We start from the raw sequence: 21,203 nt of genomic DNA, 5'->3' as shown, positions 1-21,203 counted from the left end.
GGACTTCATCGTTCGAGAGGATGATATTTCCGGCGACGGCGTCCGCCCGCCCTCGCCGCTGCCGTCGACATCCTCCTCAGCACTCGACGACATTGACGGCGAGCCCGCCTTCACTGGTTTCCTTGTAACGCACGGACATGTCGTTTCCGGTTTGGCGCATGGTTTCGATGACGATATCGAGGCTCACCACATGCGTCCCGTCACCGAGGTATGCGAGCTGAGCTGCGGTGACTGCAGTCGAGGCGGCTACGGCATTTCGTTCGATGCATGGGATTTGGACCAGGCCACCAACCGGATCGCAGGTCAGCCCCAGATGGTGTTCCATGGCAATCTCAGCTGCATTCTCGATTTGTCGTGGCGATCCGCCCATGACAGCGCACAAGCCGGCTGCCGCCATCGCGCAGGCAGCTCCGACCTCGCCTTGGCACCCCGCCTCCGCGCCCGAGATCGAGGCATTCGCCTTGATGATCGATCCGATTGCGGCAGCGGTGAGGAGAAAGGTTCGAACGTCGTGAACACCGGCGCCCGCCGCACGTATGTGGTGGTATAGCACTGCCGGCACGATGCCTGCGGCACCGTTCGTCGGAGCCGTTACCACGCGGCCACCTGCTGCATTTTCTTCGTTGACCGCCAGGGCGTAGACGGTCAGCCACTCGCGTGAGGAGGGTGCGCAGTTACGTTGTTCCAGTTGAATGTTCGCAGACCGTGCTCGTCGGCGAACTCCGAGACGCCCGGGCAATACACCTTCGGTCTGGGTGCCGCGTTCGATGCATGCGCGCATCGCGGACCAGATCGCGTCGATGCCGGTGAATGCCCGATCCTGGCCGTGTATCGCGATTTCGTCCGACAGTGCCAGTTCGGCGATAGTTCCGGAGCCGCATTCCGCCAGTAGCTCTTTCGCGGTTCGATAGCGTGAGTTGATCGAATGCGCGCTTGCTTGCTTCTCCGTTCCGGCACGCAGTACGAATCCGCCACCGATCGACAGATATTTACTCGTACAGACGATTTCGCGACCGCTGAAGGCGGTCAGTGTCATCGAGTTGGGGTGCCCGTGACGGCGAACGAGCGGCTCGAACACCATGTCCTCGTGAGTGAACACAACGTGCCCGAGTGAGCCGCCGACGAGCTTCACCGATCCGCCGTCCGAGAGCTCGGCCCAACGCCCGTGAATGTCGTTCGGCTCGCACGTTTCAGGATCCAACCCACGAAGTCCCGCGATCACCGCGTCGGGAGTGCAGTGCCCTATTCCGGTGGCGGCGAGAGAGCCGTGCAGATTGCAGCGAATTCGGTCGACCGACGCGGTCAAGCCGGCGTCGGAGAGCTCGCCGACAAAAGTGCGGGCGGCTCGCATCGGACCGACCGTGTGTGAACTGGAGGGCCCGATGCCGATGGAGAAGAATTCGAGCGCGGAAACATAGACGCCGGTGGTGCTCATTCGGCGCTCGTGACGGTAGTCGCTCCTGACTCGCGCTGGGCCGCAATCGTCAGGAGGTTGGAGCGCGAGTCCCCGGTGGCGGCTCGGATCACAGTGCGTGCCATTGCAATTGCTCCGTGCAGAACAGCTTCGTCGCCCGCTGCGGAGCGGGCATCAGCGGCAAACTCGATCGTGTGAGGAACTCCGGTAACGCCGCGTAACGCGATCATCGGGTGGATCGAGGGAACCACCTTCGACACGTTGCCCATGTCTGTCGAGCCGCCGGTCAGGGGAGTTCGGGCGGCCGCGGTGCGGCCCAGGCTCGCGATCTCCTCGTCCCAGATCGTCGCCAGCACGCGATGTTGAACAAGCTCCTCGTAGCGCGGTTCGGCGCGTTCGGTCGACCAGGAGCAGTCGCTGGCCACAGCTGCGCCCTCGAAGCAGGAGAGCATACGACGCTTGGCGTCCAACAGCACGTCGAGTTCTGCGGCCCGAACTTCCGCTCGCACCAACGTCGAGGCCGGAATGATGTTTGTTGCTTCGCCGCCGTGCTCGACATAGGCGTTGAGCCTGACGTCGGACGGAAGTTGTTGACGGAGAAGTCCGATGGCGACCAAGGCGATCGTGGCGGCGTCGCCTGCGTTGATGCCCTTGTGTGGCGCAGCGGCCGCGTGTGCGGCTCTTCCGGTGTAGGTCACGTCGAACCGGTCGACTGCCTGCGTTCCGGTGACGGTGCAGCTGACGTCTTCACCTGCAGCGCCGTGGACCATGATCGACATCGCCGCCCCCTCCCATGCGCCACGTTCGAGCAGCAAGACTTTCCCGCCGCCATGTTCTTCGGCCGGCGTACCGAGAAGGACGACGGTCAGACCGTGTTCCTCCGCGACCTCTCCGAGCGCGATCGCTGCTCCCAGTCCGGCAGCGGCGATGACATTGTGTCCACACGCATGACCGATGTCGGGAAGGGCGTCGTACTCGGCGCAGACGACGACGCGGAAGGGGCCGGAGCCCCGCACCGCTTCGAATGCCGTCCTGAGGCCGTAGGCGGCGCGAGTAACCGTGAAGCCGGCTTCCTGCGCGGCGTCCGCCAAGAGGGCCGACGCATGATGCTCTTCGAATGCCAACTCTGGGTGAGCATGGATGGTGTGGCTGACGTCGATGAGGCGTGATGCCCACTTCTCGATCGTGCTCGAAACCGAGTCTGTGCGGGTGCGGGTGTCAGCGATGGACATGGGTATTGGTTCCTTTCAACATCTTTGGTTCTCAGCGTTTTCGGGTGCAGTTCTAGTGCCAGAGGCCCAGCGCGAACTCCGCGACGACCACGGAAAGTAGGTAAGAGGCGAGGATCGCGACGATTCCGACGGGCACGATCTTCCAGCCGATCGTCTTGAGCAAGGGAAGGTCCTTGCCGAGGCTGAGACCTGCGACAGTCAAGGTGAGGGTGCAGATCGAGAGAAAGTCGACAGTCCCGACGGTGCTCGAGACGAAATCACCGATGGGGGACCACGGTGTTGTCGCCAAGGCGCCGATGGTGATGATTGCGATCATCGCCGCGATCTTGCCGCGGGTCAGGCGGGCCACGCCGACGCCCAGGAGCAACAATCCGGTGAGGATCAAGTAACCGACGATGATCGATCGAGATACGCCACCCGCTGCGATCGAGGAGACGATGACCCCACCGACGAACAGAATCGGAACGATCGTGGTCAGCGGCACGGTGACGCTCGGCGCAACCGCTCGTGGGGCAGTGTCGGCTTTCCGTTCGCTGGTCGTCTTCGAGCGCTTGGTGAGGGCGCCGTAGATTCGATCAGCAAGGGGGAGTGCGACATACATGCCGACATACACGCCGAGGAGGCCGGTGATGATGTTGGATGTGGCCGCCACGGCGAGTACCTGGTCGGCCATCTCGGGGTGCGCCGAAACGACGCTGGCGGCAGCGGCAGCCATCATCGAGCCGGATCCGACGCCGGCACCCATCGCCAATGCGAGGGGGTCGAAGATGTTGAAGGATGTAGCCAGTGACGCAATCAGGCTGATCAGCACGGCACCGAACAGAGTGCCGAAAACGTACATCGACAGGACTCCACGGTACTGGTCGGAATCGGGGCCGTAGCGTTCGCTGACCATCGCGAAGGAGCCCTCGCGGTCGATGGAGAAGGTTGCTCCGACGGTGGCCGGCCCCATCCGAAGGAGTACCGCCAGCGGGAGTGCGAGAGCGATAGTGCCGAACAAGTGCCCCAATTCCTGCAGTAGCAGTGCGGGGCCCGCCTCGAACAACAATTGGATGTTCGGGCCGATGGTGAAAGACAACCTTGCACAAAGCAAGAGAACAGCCAGGCCCATGATTGCCGAGGCTGCAGCCTGAAGGTCGAGGCCGAGTGGTTTCCACTTCTGGCTCGAGACGACACCGCCGGCAATCAGTCCCCACACCATGGGCAGGATCGTGATGGCGGCAGCGCCGACGGGAATCACTGCGGGGCCGATCAGTTGCGCGCCTGCCGCAAGCCCGAGGAGCAGAGTCACCACGATCCACAGGCGTGGCGACCGCATGGCGAAAACGACTTTTTGCGTCGCGGTTTGATCGCTGACCGGAGAATCGTCATGCGAGACAGGGAATGCTTCGGTCATGTCGGTGTCTTTCTCGAGGGGGCGAACGAACGCAAGATGTAAGCGTTCTCGAGGCTCAGGATTTGGTGGACTATTGATGTGATGAAGTTAGGATCGACGCGTTTCGATCCTGTTTCGGTGCAGCATTCTTTTGAAAGTGAGGTCCTCGGTGCAGGATCAGATGCTCAAGGACGACGATCTTCGGCTGTTGAACGCACTACAGATCAGGCCGCGAGCGTCGTGGTCCGAGCTTTCACGCGCGATCGGTTCCGACCCGGTCACCCTGACCAGGCGTTGGGAGCGTCTGCACTCGCAAGGAATAGCGTGGATCGCTGCGTACCGTGGTGGACCCATCGTGTCGGCGACCGCACTTCTCGAGATCGAATGCGCACCGGCACAGACCATGAGCGTTGCCGAACAGATCGCGCACGATCCCGAAGTTCTCACAGTCGATCTCACAACCGGCAATCGGGATCTGCTCGTCACGCTCACCTGCACTGACCTCGATCAATTGTCCAGGTACGTGTTGGAGCGAACACAATCCCTGCCGATGATCACCGCGATGCGAACTCAGATCGTGTCCTCGGCGAACTCCGACGCGAGGAACTGGCGTCTACGTGCTCTCGATGCGGAAGAAATTGCCGCGCTCGAGTCGGCCCCGGCGGGAAAGATTCGTGGTGTACGCGCCGGCGAAGAGGAACAGTCGCAGCTGTTCGACATTCTTTCTCGCGAACCACGTGTCACCGTCTCGGCACTCGCTGCGGCCCTCGGAGTCACGCCGGCTCGCGCTGGGGCGCTCCTTTCTCACGAGCTGTCGACGGGGCGACTGGTCGTCCGCACGGAGATTGCTCGGCCCTACTCCGGCTGGCCGGTCTACGCCTGGTACTTCTTACGTCTCGACGGGCGAAAGGAGGCAATTGCTCAGCGTCTTTCGCACCTGCGTGAGGCGAGGCTTGTTGCTTCTACGATCGGCAGCTACGACATCGCATTGGCGGTGTGGCTGCGCTCGATCGACGACGTGCAGCGTCTGGAAGGTTATCTCGCCGACCAGTTTCCGGGCGTATCCGTGGTGGACCGGTCGATCGTCCTGCGTACGCCGCATCACCTGCATCGGACGATCGATGTGTCGGGTCGAAGCATGCCGAAGCACGGGTGATCCGCAACGCGTTCGCTCGGGTCGGGTGCTCTCCGACTAGTTGGGGATCGCCACGTCTACGATCAAGCCGAAGTGATCGGAACCTTCGATCTCGATCCGCTCGAGTGACTTCGCCTGACCGCCCCGCAGAAGTACATGGTCGATGCCGACGATCGCGGGAAATTTCTTGTCCGCCGGATAGGTGCGCACGATGCCTACTCCCAATTGGTCTGCGGCATCGGAGTAGCCGACATCGAGGAGGTCACGGAATTGCTTGTGCGTGAATGTGGTGTTGAAGTCGCCACTGACGATGACGGTTTCCTCGGCGGCAGCAGCGTCGAGCGCGTTTCGCAAAGTGCTCAGCTCGGCAGTCCACACGTCGGGCGGGGTCACGTACGCCGGTCCGGGGTGAACCGCCAGAAGGGTGAACGGAGTCGAGAAGCCTACTTCGGCAACAAGATTGGTCGGTCCGAATCCGTTCAATTCCCGAGTGTCCGTCAGCGGATAACGGCTGTAAATACCGGCGCCACCCCCGCCGGCCTCGTCCGGTACCAAGTAGTGATGCGGCAGCAGTTGCTCGAGTCCTTGATCTCTGAGAGAGCCTTCGAGTGATGTGGTCAGTTCCTGAACCGTCAGGACGTCGACTGCCTTCTCGCGCACCGTCGCAGTCAAACTGGCGGGATCTGCCTGCCCGAAGAGAAGGTTTGCTTGCATTACGCGCAGAGTCGGCCCGTCGATTTCGGAACTGTTTGCCACATACAGTGGACTGATCACCGACGCGCCCACCGCAATCAGTACCACCGAGATCGCCAGCAGGATCCAGCGGCGAAAGACCAGGCATATCAGGGACGCTGCGAGTGTGACCGCAAGCAGTATCGGGACGAAGGAGGCCACGGCGATCAACGGGTTGATCGGCTTGGTGGAGTACAACGCGATCAGCGAGACAACGCCGACGGCGATACCGCCCACGCCGGCGACCTGAGCGATACGGCGTGCCGGAACATTGTCCGTCGTGAATCCCATACCAAACGGTACCCAATGCAGCCACGGCTCCCGACTGCCTGGCGTTTGTCAGTCGCCGGTTCGGGTGCGGAATGCGTTCACGGCGGCTTCGACGGTCGGGTAGAAGTGCGTCGAATCGAATCGATCCCCGACTCCGAATCGGATGAGTCGATCCTTGATCGGACCTTTCATCTCTGCGAATGCCAACCGAATTCCTTTGCCTTCGAGGAATGTATCCAGATCGACGAGTTCGTCGACTGCCGTTGTATCGAGTCCGGTGATCGGTTCGGCGGCTATAACCACCCAGTCGACCGGATCTGGCGCCTTGGCGACGACGGAGCGAACGTACTCGTCGAAGATCTCGCCGTTCGCGAAAAACAGTGGCGCGTCAAACCTCACCAACACCAGGCCGGGGATGCGATGCCCATCTGGATGGCGTTCGATGTCGTGGAATCCGGCGGGTTCGCCCGTCTCGACGAGTTCGGTTCGATGTGGCTGCCATACCTGCGCGATGACCGCTGCGAAGGACAGTCCGATCGCTACAAGGATGCCTTGTAGCACACCGACCAGGGCGACGCCCAGAAACGCCGCGACGGCGAGGCCGAATTCCACGGTGCTCATGCGCCACATGCGGACCATGCCGCCCACGTCGATCAGTGCACACGCGGCGACGATGACGACGGCGGCCAGTGTTGCATCGGGCAGATATGCCGTGAGTCCGGGAGCGACGAGGACGAACACCAGGACCGCGAGCGCCCCGACGACGCCGGCCAATTGTGTGTGCGCCCCACTCTGTTCGGCTACCGGAGTTCGTGACCCGCTCGCCGAGATCGGGAACCCGCCGAACAGTCCGCCGGCCACGTTCGCGACACCGATCGCCTTCATTTCGGTACTGCCGTTCACGTCCTCGCCGTGGCGGGCGGCGAAGGTGCGCGAGAGAACGCCGGTGTCGGCGAAGGCAATCAATGCGATACCGGCGGCGGGCCCGATCAGATGGCCGACGTCCTGCCACGTGACTCCACCGACGGAAGGGATGGGGAGTCCTTCCGGCAGTGCGCCGACCATGCCGATGTCATCGGTGAGACCGGCGGCAGCGGACAAGACTATGGCCGCGACAACGGCCACCAGAACGCCGGGAACAACAGGTACCCAGAGCCGGAAGGCGACTATGACGACTAGCGAACCGACACCGATGGCGGCAGCGAGGGGGTCGACGTCGCCACCCACCAGGGCCTTTGAGATCCCGCCGATTTCACCGAGTAGACCGGACGCGTCGACGGAGAATCCGAGCAGCTTGGGAATCTGACCAACTACGACGACGAGTGCAATGGCATTGAGGTAGCCGAGACGGATCGGTTTCGAGAGGAGTTCGGTCACGAAGCCGAGACGAAGGAATCCGCCGATCACGAGGATGAGTCCGACAAGAATGGCGAGAACACCGGCTAGTGCAAGCGCATTCTCCGAATCGCCGACCACTGCCAGCGGTATGACCGCGGCGGCAATCAGCGGCGCCAGTGACGAATCAGGTCCGAGTACAAGGATTTTCGAGGGCCCGACTACCGCGTACGCGAGCAAAGGCACGATGGTGGCGTACAGCCCGGCGTACGCAGGCAACCCGGCGGCCTCGGCGTAGCCCATGCCTGCCGGGATGAGCAGGGCAGTCAAGACGAGTCCGGCAGTGACGTCTGTTCGCAACCACTCGCGGCGATACCCACGGGCAGTCGCGACGCCCGGTAGCCGACCTAGACTCTCCGCCCACATCATCGTTTGATTGTCCTCCCTCAGTGGAGCGAACGGGCGCGCTCGGGGGCAACCGCGGTGGTCGCAGGGAGGGGCGCAGGTGCCTGTGCGAGGCGGCGGCGTCGAATTGCCTTGTCCAACTCGACGACAACCGGGATGATCAGCGACCAACCCAGGCAGGCGAGCCACTGGGCGCCGGTCAGTGAGGTTGTCATGAGGAGGTCCTGGAGGACGCCCGCCTCGACGGCGAATACGGTCACGACCGTGGGGATCGTCAAGATCTTGATGGCACCGAGCACCGGTGGAACCACGCCGGACTCGGGATCACGCCGTATAGTCAGCCCCGCGAGAATCGAACCGAGAGAGAGCACTACGAATGCTGTGGTCATGGGAACATTCGCCTCGGAAGTACTCATTTCACCGGGTGCGAGAAGCATCGCCGCGAGTGTCACGGCAAATTGCAGGACACCGTACGCGAGCCACTGAGCGACTGCGCTTCGATGTGCGATCGGCATCTTGGGATCGCGCGGAGGCTTGTTCATCAGATCCGGTGGCGGCGGGTCGAGCATGATCACGGCGACGGGGAACAGTGTGATGAAGAAGTGCTGGAACAGCACCATCAGTGGCGTCAGTGCCACACCCTCGTTGATGTTGAAGATGCTCGCAGCGAGGAAGAGGAGAACCAAGGAGAAGAGTTTCGACATCTGGTACCGGATGTATGAGACGATTTTTCCGTAGATGTTGCGGCCCAAAGTGATCGCGGTGATGAGGGTACCGAAGTTGTCGTCGGTGAGCACCATCTTGCCCGCCTGTTTGGTCACCTCACTGCCCGAGCCCATGGCGACGCCGATGTCTGCCTTCTTCAACGCGGCGGCGTCGTTGACCGCGTCTCCGGTCATCGCGACGACGGCGCCACCGCTCTGCATGACATCGACCAAGCGAAGTTTGTCCTGCGGAGTGACGCGGCCGAACACGTGCAGGTTCGGCAACGCGGTCGACAGTTCTTCATCGGTCATCGCTTGCAACTCGCCTCCGCCCACCGAGCCCGGGCCGAGTCCGAGTTCGGCACCGATCGCTGCGGCGGTGATGGCATGGTCGCCGGTGATCATGCGGACCTCGATGCCGGCCCGGTGTGCGGTGCGCACCGAATCGACCGCCTCCGGGCGTAGCGGGTCGATGATGCCTGCCATGCCGACAAACGTCAGGTCCTCGACGCAGGACATGGGGTCGGCCACGACAGCGTCTTCCCGTCCGTCGAGTCGCCTCACAGCGAATGCAAGCACCCGAAGACCCTTTTCGGACATCGACTGATTGGCGGCCGTGAGTTCCTCTCGGACTTCCTCGATCGGTACCGGTCGGCGGCCGGGGAGGAAGGCCGAAGAACACCGAGCGAGGACGACATCGGGTCCGCCTTTGACCAATCCGACGAACTGGCTTTCGCCGTCGACTTCGAGGTGGTGGTACGTGGCCATGAACTTGTACGCGGAATCGAACGGAACCGTTGCCACCCGCGGGTAGGTCCGTCTGGTCAGTGGGGCGTCGGCACCGATCTTTGCCGCGAGCACCACGAGCGCGGCCTCGGTCGGGTCGCCGACAACTTCCCCGGAATCGGAAACCGTGGCATCGCTGTCGAGACACAGTCCGTATGCGAGAAGGGTGAAGTCGGGCGGCGCCTCGCCGGCAACCTGCGTTATCCTTCCCGCTTTGGCATAGCCTTCGCCCTCGACCGTGTACCAACGGCCGTGGACGTACAGCGATCGGACGGTCATCTGGTTCATGGTCAGCGTGCCGGTCTTGTCCGAGTTGATTGCACTGGTCGCGCCGAGTGTTTCGACGTCGGTCAGGTTCTTCACGACGGCCTTGGCGTCGGCCAGTTGACGGGCACCGTAGGCCAGCATCGCCTGGACGAATGTTGGCAGGCCGGTCGGAATCGCGGACACTCCCATTGCGATACCAAGGAGCAGAAGCGTAGTCAGATCCTGCCCACGAATGAGCCCGATGACGACGATGACGATCACTGCCGTCCACGCGATGATTCCGAGAAGTTTAGTGAGAGAGTCCAATTCACGTTGAAGTGGCGACTTGCCAGGGGCGACCGCCGACAACATCGACGCGATCCGGCCTATCTGCGTCTGCATCCCGGTCTCGGTGACCACCATGGTCGCCGTGCCGCGGGTGACCGAGGTGTTCTGGAAGACCAGATTGCTGCGGTCTCCGAGCGGAATATCCTCGTTGTTCAGCGTATTCGGGTCCTTCGGTATCGGCGCGCTTTCCCCGGTCAATGCGGCTTCCTGTGTCTCCAGGGTGGTGGTGGCGAGCAACCGTCCGTCGGCAGCGATGATGTCTCCTGCCTCGACTTGGACGATGTCACCCGGCACCAGTTCGGTAGCGTCGAGTTGTATCAGGTTCCCGTCACGAATGACCCGTGCTTGGGGCGTCTGCATCTTGGCGAGGGCGTCGACGCTCGCCCGTGCCTTCAACTCCTGTCGAGTTCCGAGGACGATGTTGAGCACGACGAGCACCGCCACCACGATTGCTGTCGGCACTTCACCGATGGCGATGCTGACCGCGGCCACGGCGACGAGCATCAAGTTCATCGGATCTTTCAGCTGCAACAGCGCGATCGACCACGTCGACGGCGGTGGCGTCGAGGTGATTTCGTTCGACCCGTAGCGTCGTCGCCGTTGGTCGGCCTCATCCGACTGCAGTCCGCGCTCCGGGTCCGACTGCAGTACGGACACGACTGATTCGCCACTCTGCGCATGCCACGGCGTGGGGCTCATGACCGCACATCCTTTCCTTGGCGATCGTCAATACCGGGTCGGAATCCAGTGCAGCGGTTGTTTGGGCGTCTGGTAGCCGTGAGCCTTCTGCCGTTTCGGCAGGGTGATGTCCGTGGATTGCACGGGCTCGTAGGGGATCTGACTCAGAATGTGGCTGATGATGTTGAGTCGTCCGCGTTTCTTGTCATTGTTGTTTGCGACATACCATGGCGCCCAGCCAGTGTCGGTGAAGCGAAACATCTCGTCGCGGGCACGCGAGTAGTCGTACCAATGACTGAACGACTTCAGATCGAGATTCGACAGCTTCCAGATCTTTCGAGGGTCGTCGATCCGGCTCTGCAGACGTAAGAGCTGCTGTTCTTCGCTGACCTCGAGCCAGTACTTGAGCAGAATGACTCCCGATTCGACGATCGCGCGTTCGACGGTCGGAATGAGCTGGAGAAATTGATGTGCTTGTTCTTCGGTGCAAAAGCCCATTACTCGTTCTACACCGGCACGGTTGTACCAACTTCGGTCGAAGATGACGATCTCACCGGCAGCCGGAAGATGCGGGACGTAGCGCTGGACGTACATCTGCGAATGCTCTCGCTCGGTCGGGGCGGGTAACGCAACGACCCGGAACACTCGCGGACTCACTCGCTCGGTGATGGCTTTGATGACACCGCCCTTCCCCGCGGTATCTCGACCTTCGAATACGATGCAGACCTTGGCTCCAGACGATTTGACCCACTCCTGCAAAGCCACGAGTTCGCCGTGCAACGGCTTGAGTTTGCGGCGGTACACCTTGTTCTTCATCGGCTTTTCTGCCACGGGCGGCGCGTCGTCGGTAAGGGTCGACGGGGTGTCGTCGTGAAGAATCCGAGCGTTCTTTCCCACTTCCACTCCCTGGCATCATGAGCGCAACGCGAGCGCGCGGGGAACCGTCCGCCCTTATGTGTATGCCCCATATTCGGTGAACCTATTCTCTTCGCAATCGAGACCCGAATCGTGTTGTTTTCGAACCCTTTCCGAGTCTTGACGTGCTCGGCTGGACGGACGACCATTAGTGGATGACTGGCGACGAAGAGTTGCTCCACGTCGAGCGGGTGATCACTCGCCTGATTTCCCGCTATCCCGCCGTTCCTCCACCGGAGATCGAAAACAGAGTGCGAACAATTCACCAGCGTTTTGCGGGATGTCGGATCCGCGACTTCGTGCCTCTTCTGGTCGAAAAGGCGGCCAGACAAGAGATCTCGGATCGGAGAATCGTGATTCCGATAATGGATGAGCGGTCGGCGAGTCTGAACTCTCTCGAGCTGTAGCCGGAACGGGGATCGTCGGCGCATACTGAAATGACCTTGGACCAGGGAGTTCTGGCCGAATGCAGGAGCTCAGGCGCGGAACGTCAGCCTCCCGAACTCCTGATGTGTAAAACCGAGTACAGGGAGCGTTGACATGGAAGGCTTCTGGGAATTCTTCTGGTTCATCTTCGTCTGCTTTGCCTTTGTGGCGTACTTGAGCGTGTTGTTCTCGATCATCACCGACTTGTTCCGTGATCACGAGACTTCAGGCTGGGCCAAGGCGTTGTGGATGATATTCCTCTTCGTCATTCCATTCCTGTCCGCGATGATCTACGTGGTCGTCAAGAATGACGGAATGACGAGGCGGTCGATGGAAGCCGCTCAACAGCACATACACGCGCAGAGTGATTACATTCGAAAGGTCGCCGGGAAATCGCCGACTCAGCAGATCGCCGACGCCAGAGAGCTTCTCGACTCAGGCGCGATCAACGAAGAGGAATTCCAGGCCATCAAGGCAAAGGCGCTGGCGTAGTTTTCGTATCTTCTGCCCCGGGCCTGGCGTCGTCGGTTCCGCCGTCGTCAGGCGCGGCGTCCTGCGCGGCGGCGCGTGCGGGACGAACCAATACTTCCAGTGCGACGAGAGCAACGAGCGCAATGACGACGATCCAACCAACGACCAATCCGGTGGGGTAGCGCCAGAAGAGCAGCAACAGTGCGGCGATGCCGATGATGGCACAGCGCAGTGGGACACGAAGCTGATTGGCCCACCGCTCCACCTGATTCGGCGTTCGGCCGCTTGCAGAATGCCGGACGAAGTCCAACGCCTGCCCGTAGCCTCGACGAACGGCGATCGCCGACGACGACCCACCGATCAGGTAGGCGCCGAGCCCCACCACCACACCGAGGACCGCAACCGCGCGAAGGCTCGTCCGAAGCGGAACCAGAACTGTGTCGATGACAGCGGTGGCGGCGTCTGGCGAGAGGATATCGGTAGGGACACTGTCGAGGTAGATTGCACGTCCGATCAGAATTCCGATGGCAAGAACAAGCATTCCCAACGCAATCGACAGACCGACCAGGGACAGCGTACGAAGCCTGCGACCGGTTGGCGCAACGGCGACAGCGGCTGCTGCGCAAGCGATTCCCAACCACGGCAGCACCGCCGAGACCTTGTCGAGTGCCGAGACGGCTCGCTGCGCCTTCACCAGCTCGGGGGACTGGAAGAGAACAAACTCCTTGTCCACGGACGGGATTTTGTCTGCGAAAGCGAAGCCGCGGTCGGTCAGCGCCGTTTTCACCCGGTCGATGATCGTGCTCAGTGAAATGCTGACCGTTCCGCTCTGGTCGACCTCGACCGAGTCGGGTCCGTAGTTTCCGGTCATGACGGCGACGAGGGAGTTGTGCGCCGCTCGGTTCGCCTGAATCCAAAGGTCTTCGAACTGCTGCGTCCGAACGAGCGAGGCCACTGTGTCGTGGACGAAACTCTTCGCCTGGCCGGCGATCACCGGTGCCAAACCCACCAACGCCTGGTCCACGCGAGGGGCGTTGGCTTCGAGATTCGACACGTCCGTCAATGCTGTGAGTGCCTCGGTGGTGAGCCCTTCGACGTCGACGCGATCGAAGATCTCGTCCGTGACTTGATTCGTGATCTCCGCTTGCACGGCTGGATTCTCACCCAGTGGCGCTACCGTGCTGACGTAGCGGTCCGTGTCGAGGATCTGACTACGTACGAAGCGGGTGGTTACCGACAAGACTGCGAGCAGTGCGACCAGCACCAGCAGGATTGTCACCGCCGTCCACCGCAGCCCATGTCGAGGTGGTCGGGAGACTTTCTCGACGGTCGTTTCGCGGGCGCTGGGAGTCTGCTCGCGAAGTGTTGCTACCTCTTCGCGCAACCGGGCTAGTTCGGCACGTTCGTCCTCCTGGAGTGGTCCGTCGCTCGTGCCGTTTGCCATGATGGTCCTCCCGGGACGGAAACTACTGGCGCACAGTTGAAATGCTGAACTGCGAAGATGATTCGGCGGGTGACCTCAGATGACCTCGGGATTCCAGGTCGCGACGGCCCAGATGACGAATACGTCGAGCGCGATGATGATGATCGACCACCACGGCGAGTGGGGTAGCCACAGGAAATTCGCGAGGATCGACAGAGAACAGATGACTATCGCGCCTACCCGTGCCCACGTCGCGCCGGTGAAGAGCATGATTCCGACAGCGGTGACGAGCACACCGAGTACGAGGTGGATCCATCCCCACGAAGTGAGGTCGAATTGGTACGTGTATTCCGGGCCGACGACTGTCACGTCGTCCTCCGATATCGCCGAGATGCCTTGGAGGATTTCGAGCACGCCGACTGTGATGAGGAGAACGGCTCCGCCCAGCGCGCTTCCTTTTGCCACACCCTGCTTTACCAGTGAATCCTCGGACATGACCGCCCCTAGATTTCAAGCGCGAAATAGCCTGGCATATTTCCCTGTCCCGACCTTTTACGGTGGTGAAGTAGCCCGTCGGAGGGCAAATCAAACATTGAGCGCTGCACAGCATTGCGATATTCATTCGCCTACGAATTCGAAAGAACCTACCGTGACGGCATGGATATGGCGGACGTAGGTGTGGCGATGAGGCCTGCACCGGGTGTGATCCGGACGGACCGGCTGGTGCTCCGTACCTACCGCCCAGGCGATCACCGGGATCTTCTCACCTTCTACGGGCGCAGCGACGTATGCCGGTATTTGCTCAACGAACCCTGGAGTCTCGCGGAGGCTCGAGAGGCCGTGCAGACCAGAATGTCTCGCCGCGACCTGGCATCGGGCGCGGTGGCACTTGTTGTCGAGTACGGGGGCCGGGTTGTCGGAAGCGTGAGTGCTTGGCGAGTCGAAGAATCTGATTGCACAGCCGAAGTCGAGCACACCGCCGAACTCGGGTGGGCATTTTCGCCCGAGTTCGGCGGCCGAGGATTCGCGACGGAAGCAGTGACCGCTCTGATCGACCTCGCGTTCGCGACACCCCGATTGCGCCGCGTGGTCGCGCGAATGGATTCGAGAAACGAATCCTCGGCGCGACTCGCGCAGCGGATCGGTATGAGGCGAGAGGGACATTTTCGGCAGAACGCGTGGATCAAGAACGAGTGGACCGACACCGTGGTTTTCGCGACACTTCGCGGTGAGTGGCCTTCAGTTGCTTGATCAGACCGAGCGGGCTGCTATTTTGCGACCAGTTCGGTCAACTGTGGCACGAGTTCGTCGGTCGCCCACGGAACACTCAGAAGGCTGACGTACATTGTCGCCGCAGTCAGGCGATTGTCGGTGATCCACAGGTCCTTGCCGTTGGCGATGACCGGCCACCGCGAGAACAGAGTGTTGGCCAATGTGCTGTCGACTTCCGACTGATCGCTTGCCCAACCGAGATACACGTCGGTGTCGATCGTGTCGAGCTTTTCCATACTGATGCCGAAAAGGAACGAGTCGCCGGCAAAGTTCTTGGCGCCGTTCACCACGTCGGGAGCGACTGTGAGCCCGAGGTTTTCGACAAACTTGACGCGCGGATCGTCCGGACCGTAGATGGCGGTTTCGGTTTCTCCTTCACGGATGTAGGAACCGAAGGCGAAAGTGACTCCGTTGAATTCGGGATGACTCGCCTTCGATTCCTGGACCGATTCCTCAACCGACTTGATCAGCGCCGCGGTCTGAGCGGGACGCCCGAGTGCCTTGCCGACATCGGTGGCGAGGTTTTGCCACGAGCTGGGCTGATACGGCTTGGTGTCGTACGGGAGGGTCGGGGCGATCGAGCTCAGGCGCTGGTAATCCTGCTCGGAGAAGCCCGAGTACGGGGCAAGAATCAGATCAGGCGCGGCATTGAGAATCTGCTCGAACAGTAGCTCGCCGCTGTCAGAGTAGTACGGCGCAGGCGTGGGCAGCGTCTGGCCCGACTTTTCGAGTTCGGCGCGGGTCCACGGCAGGAACCCGTCGGCGTCGCCGGCCCAAGAGTCCTTCTGCATCGCGATCGGAGTGACACCCAGGGCGATGACCGTGTCTGCCGCTGCGGAATCGAGGGTGAGGATCCGTGTCGGCTCCTTGTCGATGGTGGTCCCGCCGAAAGCGTGCTTGATCGTCACGGGATAGGCGCCGTCCTCGACGGCGGATGCCGATGAATTGTTTTCCTGGGCGTCCGATGACGACTGTGTGCAGGCGGTCAGAGGCAGTGCCGCCGCCAGCATGAGCGCAACAACGATTCGTCGCCTCCGCTGGGGACGAATTCTCTGACGGGCAGATCTGAACACGCGAAACTCCTCGGGATTGATCAGGGAAGTGCTTGCACGACTCAGCGCAGTACGCGCATGAGAGCAGGCTTACCTAAGTGAATGTAGGGCGCGTGCGTGTAGCGAAGGGGCCAGCCGATGTCGACAACAGGTCAGGCTCGAGTCAGTTGACAGCGGCGAGCGCATTGCCGGGGGTGTAGCCGACCGTCTTGCGAAAAGCGGCGATGAAGGAACTCGACGTCCCGTAACCGACACGGCGGCTGACGGCGTTCACACTCATTCCGGTCCCGAGCATGCCGAGGGCCGTGCTCATACGAACCAGAGTGCGCCACTGCGCAAAGCTCAAGGCGAGTTCCGCGGCAAAAATCCGGGTGACCGTACGTCGGCTGAGATTGAGAACGTGAGCCCACTGATCGAGTGATCGATCGTCGGCGGGATCCGACAGCACTTTGTCGACGAGCATCCGTAGCCGCGGATCTCGGGGGATCGGTACGTCGAAGTGAGGTGCCGATGCCGGGGTGAGGAGATCGACACAAACCTGCTGTGCCCGAAGGCGTTGTTCTGCAGGCATTCCGGTGTGGGCGAGGTGTATCAGCAGTGCCCGGGCTGCCTCACTCAGTGTCACGATGCACGGTTCGTTCCAGGCGGGAGTCCACAGCTCGGGGGTGAAGAGCGTGGCGCGGAATGCGACGTGGGGATTTGCCTGACCTTCGTGGAGGACCCCGCGGGGGATCCACAGGCCGACGCCGGGCGTGACGGTCCAGAGTTGATTGTCGATGATCATGTTGACGACACCGCGGTCGGACCAGATCAGTTCGTGCTCGACGTGAGCGTGCTCTGGCCACCGGGTGATGTGGTCGGTCTCGACGATGTACGTCGTGAGTTGGAACGGCGCCGGGACGGCGCGCGCCATCGGAGTGTGGCGGTCGGATTCCCGTAAGTGGGAATCGTCGTCCAGCTGTGGACCGTCGGCGATTTCACGAAGGGCAGGGATCAGCACCGTGGACTACCTCCAGAGCAAAGTTAGGTAAACCTTACACTGATGTGTGCAGCGATCAGTGACTCGCACCGAGTTCGATGAGAAGCACGCCTGCCGCGATGAGGCCGATCCCGACCATCATGAGCCTGGTCAGCGGTTCGCGAAAGAGAATGCGGGATGCGATTGCCGTCAACGCCACTCCACATGCGGTCCAGATTCCGTATGCGACGCCGATGGTGAGGCCCGCGTCGAGCGCGAGGGTCAGGAAGGCGAAAGCGGCGAGATACCCCACGGTGACAACCGCGAGCCATCGTTTGTCGCTGCCGTCCTGCGACGCCATCCGTAGTGACAACGTCGCGGTGACCTCGGAAATAATTGCAGCGATCAGAAATACGAAGGTCATGCTGGGTCCGCCGGCCCGCTGTCGGCGGCAGCCTGAGAGCCGAGTTCGACGCACAGCACTCCGCCGATGACCAGTGCAATCCCGACGCCCATGGTGGCCGTCAGAGGATCTCCGAAAAGGGCCGTTGCGAATACTGCGGTCAGGACAACTCCGGTTGCGCCCCAGATTCCGTATGCAACACCGAGTCCCATGCCCTCCCGCAGGACGAACGACAAGGCGGTGAATGCTGCGAGATATCCGCCGACGACCACGATGTACCAAGCCGGGTGATCGAGGGCGGCGCGCAACGACAGCGTCGCAGACACCTCGGTAAGGATCGCGGTGATCAACAACAGCCATTTCTTCACGGTTGGGATTCTGTCAGGCTCCACCGATTCCGGTCGCGCACTACGGTTGAGACATGACGTGCGTACTGCTCGGTGGAATCCGCAAAGGTGACATCCGCCACGACGCGTCGGGTGGCGATGTGGCCGCAACTCCGATCCTCGACTGGGGCCACGACGACGTGGCCCGCCTCTACGAGGACATTGCAGAAGGTGCGATCCAGTCGGCGCAGGAGTTCCTGGTGTCGGCGCATCGCAGCGTCGCTGCAAATATTCGGCCGGTGTACGGCCTCGACGACCGGCAACCCGTCTCGGTGACATTGAGTCGAGAGCGCGGATCCTGCAGTCAGAGACTGGCTATCGTCGAAGCGTTGGCTCGCCGCCGAGGTATCGCCACCCGAGTACGCGGTCTCGTACTACGCGGGGAATTCTGGTACCCGAGATTTCGGCGTCTACATGCGGTGATTCCGAAGTCAGTGCTGCTGGCGTGGCCGGAATTTCTGGTCGACGGACGCTGGCAGGACATCTCCGAGATCGTTTCACCTGCGGTGGTCTCAGCGCTCGAACCGTTCACGAATACCGGCAAGGAGACACTGTTCGACGCGATCGGACGCGCTCCGATCAGTTGGGGCAAGTCTGTTTCGTGTGATTGCTTGGACTTCTCCGAATTCGTCGACCGCGATCTGGGCACCTTCGAATCTCGCGACGTGCTCTTCGAGGAATTCGGACAGACGATGTCGACCCCCGTCAGAATTCTCGTCGACCCGGTTTTCCGGAACTGGAGTGCATCCGGCTGACGCGCGACGCGAGGTCTAGGCTGTTCTGCATGTCTGTGCGTACCCCATTGGTCCCTGGAACCGTCTCTCCCGTCCTCGCTGTGCCCTCGAAGATCGAGCGGCCCGAGTACGCGTGGAAGCCGACCGCCAAAGAGGGCAACGAGCCCTGGGTTCAGACGCCGGAAACGATCGAGGCGATGCGCATCGCCAGCAAGATCGCTGCAGGCGCGCTGCAGGAAGCCGGCAAGGCTGTCGCTCCCGGTGTCACGACCGACGAACTCGACCGCATCGCACACGAGTTCATGCTCGACCACGGTGCATACCCGTCGACGTTGGGCTACAAAAGCTTTCCCAAGTCGTGCTGCACGTCTCTCAACGAGGTGATCTGCCACGGAATCCCCGACTCGACTGTGATCCAGGACGGCGACATCGTCAATATCGACGTCACCGCGTACATCAACGGGGTACACGGCGACACCAATGCGACATTCCTCGCCGGTGACGTGTCCGAAGAGAACCGCTTGCTCGTCGAGCGCACACACGAGGCAACGATGCGGGCCATCAAAGCCGTCAAGCCCGGCCGCGCGCTCAACGTGATCGGACGTGTCATCGAGTCCTACGCCCATCGGTTCGGGTACGGCGTCGTCCGGGACTTCACCGGACACGGAATCGGCGAGACCTTCCACAACGGCCTCGTGATCCTGCACTACGACGAGCCCGCGGTCGAGACGATCATCGAACCGGGCATGGTCTTCACGATCGAACCGATGATCAACCTCGGTGGTATCGACTACGAGATCTGGGAGGACGGTTGGACCGTCGTCACCAAGGACCGTAAGTGGACGGCGCAGTTCGAGCACACCTTGGTGGTCACCGAGACCGGTGCAGAGATTCTCACCCTGCCTTGAGTTCGGAGATGCGCGGCGCTCTGCTGGTAGCCGGCACTACTTCCGACGCAGGCAAGAGCGTTCTTGTGGCCGGATTGTGTCGCATGTTGGCGCGTCGAGGCATCCGAGTGGCGCCGTTCAAGGCGCAGAACATGTCGAACAACTCCGTGGTCACGCTGGACGGCGGAGAGATCGGCCGTGCGCAGGCACTTCAGGCGCGTGCATGCGGTCTGGAGCCGAGTGTTCGATTCAATCCGGTGCTGCTCAAGCCTGGAAGTGACCGCACGTCGCAATTGGTTGTTCGGGGCAAGGCGATGACCACAGTGGGTGCTCGCGACTACATGCAGCATCGGCAGTGGCTTCGCGCCGTCGTGGCCGAAGATCTCGAATCGCTTCGATCCGAGTTCGACGTCGTGATCTGTGAAGGCGCCGGTTCACCCGCCGAAATCAACTTGCGCGCAACGGATCTTGCCAACATGGGATTGGCTGAGGCTGCGCGGATTCCGGTCGTCGTCGTCGGTGACATCGATCGCGGCGGCGTCCTGGCCCATCTGTTCGGGACCGTTGCTGTGCTCTCGCCCAGCGACCAGGCATTGATCGCGGGATTTGTGATCAACAAATTCCGCGGTGACGTTGCACTGTTGGAACCCGGACTGGAACAACTGCGCAGCCTCACCGGTCGACCCACTCTCGGAGTGATCCCGTTTGCCGACGATCTTTGGCTCGACGCCGAGGATTCGCTTGGCGTCACCGGCAATGCCCCGGTAGGGCGCCCGGGCCCACCCGTCGGTTCGGCCTGGCTCACCGTTGCTGCGGTTCGGCTCCCGCGCATCTCCAACTCCACGGACGTCGAGGCACTGGCATGTGAACCGGGCGTGGCAGTTTCGTGGGTGACCGATCCGTCGCGAATTCGCGACGCGGACCTCGTGGTGATCCCCGGTAGTAAGTCCACCGTGAGTGACCTCGAGTGGTTGCGAAGTACCGGCCTGGCCGACGAGATCGTCGCGCGAGCAGGACGCGGGCAAGCAGTCCTGGGAATCTGCGGCGGTTACCAGATGCTGGGTAATTCCATCGTCGACGACGTCGAATCAGGATCAGGGACCACCGCGGGACTGGGTCTGCTGGACCTCGATGTCGAGTTCGCTCCGGACAAGGTGCTGGCGCAGATGACCGGTACGGCAGACGGTATCTCGGTGTCCGGGTACGAGATTCATCACGGACGCGTCGTGCGCAACGGGGACCACCCATTGCTGGCGGACTCGAGCGGTATGCCGGAAGGCAGTGTGCGAGGGCCTGTTCGAGGGACACACTGGCACGGTCTCCTGGAAAGTGACGACTTTCGGCGCAGCCTGCTGCGTGAGCTCGCGGTTCCCGGTTTTGTTGCTGCACCCGACACCGCGGTTGCCGCGGTGCGAGAACAACAACTCGACCTTCTCGCTGATCTCGTCGAGCAGCACCTCGATCAGGATCTACTCGAGAAACTGATCAACGGTGGGGCGCCTATCGGGCTCCCCGTCATTGCTTCCGCACTCGAAGCCTGAGAGCGCTCCCGCGGGCGTCGACGTGGACGCGGTGGAATAGCCAGGCCTCACTCCCGCGACGGCTCCCTAGTAGGA

At 61.8% G+C, this 21,203-nt stretch carries 20 protein-coding genes; 7 read left to right on the top strand and 13 right to left on the bottom strand.

Translation table 11 applies throughout. The annotated features are described in order from the left end of the window. Positions 1 to 76: 76 nt before the first annotated feature. From ATN37_RS11320 to ATN37_RS11310, 3 genes are read right to left on the bottom strand one after another with little or no spacing between them, the layout of a single operon-like run. Positions 77 to 1,435 (bottom strand): L-serine ammonia-lyase, encoded by a 1,359-nt coding sequence (locus ATN37_RS11320; protein ID WP_218695143.1) that lies wholly within the window; start codon positions 1,433 to 1,435, stop codon positions 77 to 79. Further along, entirely contained in the window at positions 1,432 to 2,646 is a 1,215-nt protein-coding gene (locus tag ATN37_RS11315) for an amidohydrolase (RefSeq protein WP_218695141.1), read from the bottom strand. Before ATN37_RS11315 ends, ATN37_RS11320 begins: the two co-directional genes overlap by 4 nt. A 52-nt stretch (positions 2,647 to 2,698) precedes the next feature. Beyond that, a complete protein-coding gene (locus ATN37_RS11310; protein ID WP_003942681.1) occupies positions 2,699 to 4,042 on the bottom strand; it encodes a DUF3100 domain-containing protein in 1,344 nt (447 codons plus the stop codon). 136 nt (positions 4,043 to 4,178) lie between these two features. Between ATN37_RS11310 and ATN37_RS11305 the strand changes: the two genes are divergently transcribed. After that, entirely contained in the window at positions 4,179 to 5,177 is a 999-nt protein-coding gene (locus tag ATN37_RS11305; protein WP_228232586.1) for an Lrp/AsnC family transcriptional regulator, read from the top strand. 36 nt (positions 5,178 to 5,213) lie between these two features. On the opposite strand, the gene ATN37_RS11300 is transcribed toward ATN37_RS11305, so the two are convergent. Genes ATN37_RS11300 through ppk2 form a run of 4 tightly spaced genes read right to left on the bottom strand, consistent with a single transcriptional unit; the run spans position 5,214 to position 11,539 of the window. Next, positions 5,214 to 6,179: an endonuclease/exonuclease/phosphatase family protein gene (locus ATN37_RS11300; RefSeq protein WP_218695139.1), complete on the bottom strand. Its 966-nt coding sequence runs from the start codon at positions 6,177 to 6,179 to the stop codon at positions 5,214 to 5,216. Between the two features lie 48 nt (positions 6,180 to 6,227). Continuing rightward, positions 6,228 to 7,922, bottom strand: coding sequence for a SulP family inorganic anion transporter (locus tag ATN37_RS11295; RefSeq protein ID WP_218695137.1), 1,695 nt, complete (start codon positions 7,920 to 7,922; stop codon positions 6,228 to 6,230). A gap of 17 nt (positions 7,923 to 7,939) precedes the next feature. Then, positions 7,940 to 10,681 (bottom strand): cation-transporting P-type ATPase, encoded by a 2,742-nt coding sequence (locus ATN37_RS11290; RefSeq protein ID WP_218695135.1) that lies wholly within the window; start codon positions 10,679 to 10,681, stop codon positions 7,940 to 7,942. A gap of 27 nt (positions 10,682 to 10,708) precedes the next feature. Beyond that, on the bottom strand, positions 10,709 to 11,539 hold the full coding sequence (gene ppk2, locus ATN37_RS11285) for a polyphosphate kinase 2 (RefSeq protein ID WP_228402274.1): 831 nt from the start codon (positions 11,537 to 11,539) through the stop codon (positions 10,709 to 10,711). A gap of 191 nt (positions 11,540 to 11,730) precedes the next feature. Between ppk2 and ATN37_RS11280 the strand changes: the two genes are divergently transcribed. Both ATN37_RS11280 and ATN37_RS11275 read left to right on the top strand, forming a co-directional pair. Next, on the top strand, positions 11,731 to 11,982 hold the full coding sequence (locus tag ATN37_RS11280) for a three-helix bundle dimerization domain-containing protein (protein WP_007734945.1): 252 nt from the start codon (positions 11,731 to 11,733) through the stop codon (positions 11,980 to 11,982). A 133-nt stretch (positions 11,983 to 12,115) separates the two neighbouring features. Then, positions 12,116 to 12,493, top strand: coding sequence for an SHOCT domain-containing protein (locus ATN37_RS11275; RefSeq protein ID WP_003942794.1), 378 nt, complete (start codon positions 12,116 to 12,118; stop codon positions 12,491 to 12,493). On the opposite strand, the gene ATN37_RS11270 is transcribed toward ATN37_RS11275, so the two are convergent. Both ATN37_RS11270 and ATN37_RS11265 read right to left on the bottom strand, forming a co-directional pair. Beyond that, complete coding sequence (locus ATN37_RS11270) at positions 12,471 to 13,916, bottom strand: hypothetical protein (RefSeq protein ID WP_054825512.1); 1,446 nt, start codon at positions 13,914 to 13,916, stop codon at positions 12,471 to 12,473. The genes ATN37_RS11275 and ATN37_RS11270 overlap by 23 nt on opposite strands. Before the next feature lie 75 nt (positions 13,917 to 13,991). Next, positions 13,992 to 14,390 carry a hypothetical protein gene (locus ATN37_RS11265; RefSeq protein ID WP_007734954.1) on the bottom strand — a complete coding sequence of 133 codons (399 nt, stop codon included), beginning with the start codon at positions 14,388 to 14,390 and terminating at the stop codon, positions 13,992 to 13,994. A gap of 162 nt (positions 14,391 to 14,552) precedes the next feature. Here ATN37_RS11265 and ATN37_RS11260 point away from each other — a divergent pair, with 162 nt between their 5' ends. After that, a complete protein-coding gene (locus ATN37_RS11260; RefSeq protein WP_050656477.1) occupies positions 14,553 to 15,146 on the top strand; it encodes a GNAT family N-acetyltransferase in 594 nt (197 codons plus the stop codon). Positions 15,147 to 15,163: 17 nt separating this feature from the next. Here the strand turns inward: ATN37_RS11260 and ATN37_RS11255 are convergent, their stop codons facing one another. The 4 genes from ATN37_RS11255 to ATN37_RS11240 all read right to left on the bottom strand — a co-directional run bounded on the left by ATN37_RS11255 (position 15,164) and on the right by ATN37_RS11240 (position 17,948). Next, positions 15,164 to 16,240 carry an iron-siderophore ABC transporter substrate-binding protein gene (locus ATN37_RS11255; protein WP_223304443.1) on the bottom strand — a complete coding sequence of 359 codons (1,077 nt, stop codon included), beginning with the start codon at positions 16,238 to 16,240 and terminating at the stop codon, positions 15,164 to 15,166. A gap of 142 nt (positions 16,241 to 16,382) precedes the next feature. Continuing rightward, positions 16,383 to 17,219 (bottom strand): AraC family transcriptional regulator, encoded by an 837-nt coding sequence (locus ATN37_RS11250; RefSeq protein ID WP_030535637.1) that lies wholly within the window; start codon positions 17,217 to 17,219, stop codon positions 16,383 to 16,385. A 55-nt stretch (positions 17,220 to 17,274) separates the two neighbouring features. Then, a complete protein-coding gene (locus ATN37_RS11245; protein ID WP_003942819.1) occupies positions 17,275 to 17,601 on the bottom strand; it encodes a multidrug efflux SMR transporter in 327 nt (108 codons plus the stop codon). Further along, entirely contained in the window at positions 17,598 to 17,948 is a 351-nt protein-coding gene (locus tag ATN37_RS11240) for a multidrug efflux SMR transporter (RefSeq protein WP_003942817.1), read from the bottom strand. The genes ATN37_RS11245 and ATN37_RS11240 overlap by 4 nt, the downstream gene beginning before the upstream one ends. A 53-nt stretch (positions 17,949 to 18,001) precedes the next feature. Here ATN37_RS11240 and ATN37_RS11235 point away from each other — a divergent pair, with 53 nt between their 5' ends. Genes ATN37_RS11235 through ATN37_RS11225 form a run of 3 tightly spaced genes read left to right on the top strand, consistent with a single transcriptional unit; the run spans position 18,002 to position 21,128 of the window. Then, the gene (locus tag ATN37_RS11235) at positions 18,002 to 18,721 is read left to right on the top strand and encodes a transglutaminase domain-containing protein (RefSeq protein ID WP_218695133.1); all 720 of its coding nucleotides are present in this window, start codon (positions 18,002 to 18,004) and stop codon (positions 18,719 to 18,721) included. A 29-nt stretch (positions 18,722 to 18,750) separates the two neighbouring features. Continuing rightward, positions 18,751 to 19,608 carry a type I methionyl aminopeptidase gene (map, locus tag ATN37_RS11230; RefSeq protein ID WP_007734970.1) on the top strand — a complete coding sequence of 286 codons (858 nt, stop codon included), beginning with the start codon at positions 18,751 to 18,753 and terminating at the stop codon, positions 19,606 to 19,608. Positions 19,609 to 19,616: 8 nt separating this feature from the next. After that, positions 19,617 to 21,128, top strand: a complete 1,512-nt coding sequence (locus ATN37_RS11225; RefSeq protein WP_058038645.1) for a cobyric acid synthase — start codon at positions 19,617 to 19,619, stop codon at positions 21,126 to 21,128. Positions 21,129 to 21,203 lie beyond the last annotated feature (75 nt).

Source organism: Rhodococcus sp. MH15, assembly GCF_019266045.1.
GTDB lineage: Bacteria > Actinomycetota > Actinomycetes > Mycobacteriales > Mycobacteriaceae > Rhodococcus_F > Rhodococcus_F qingshengii.
Note: the sequence above shows the minus strand (reverse complement) of the source record. Positions and strands in the feature narration are given on the sequence as shown.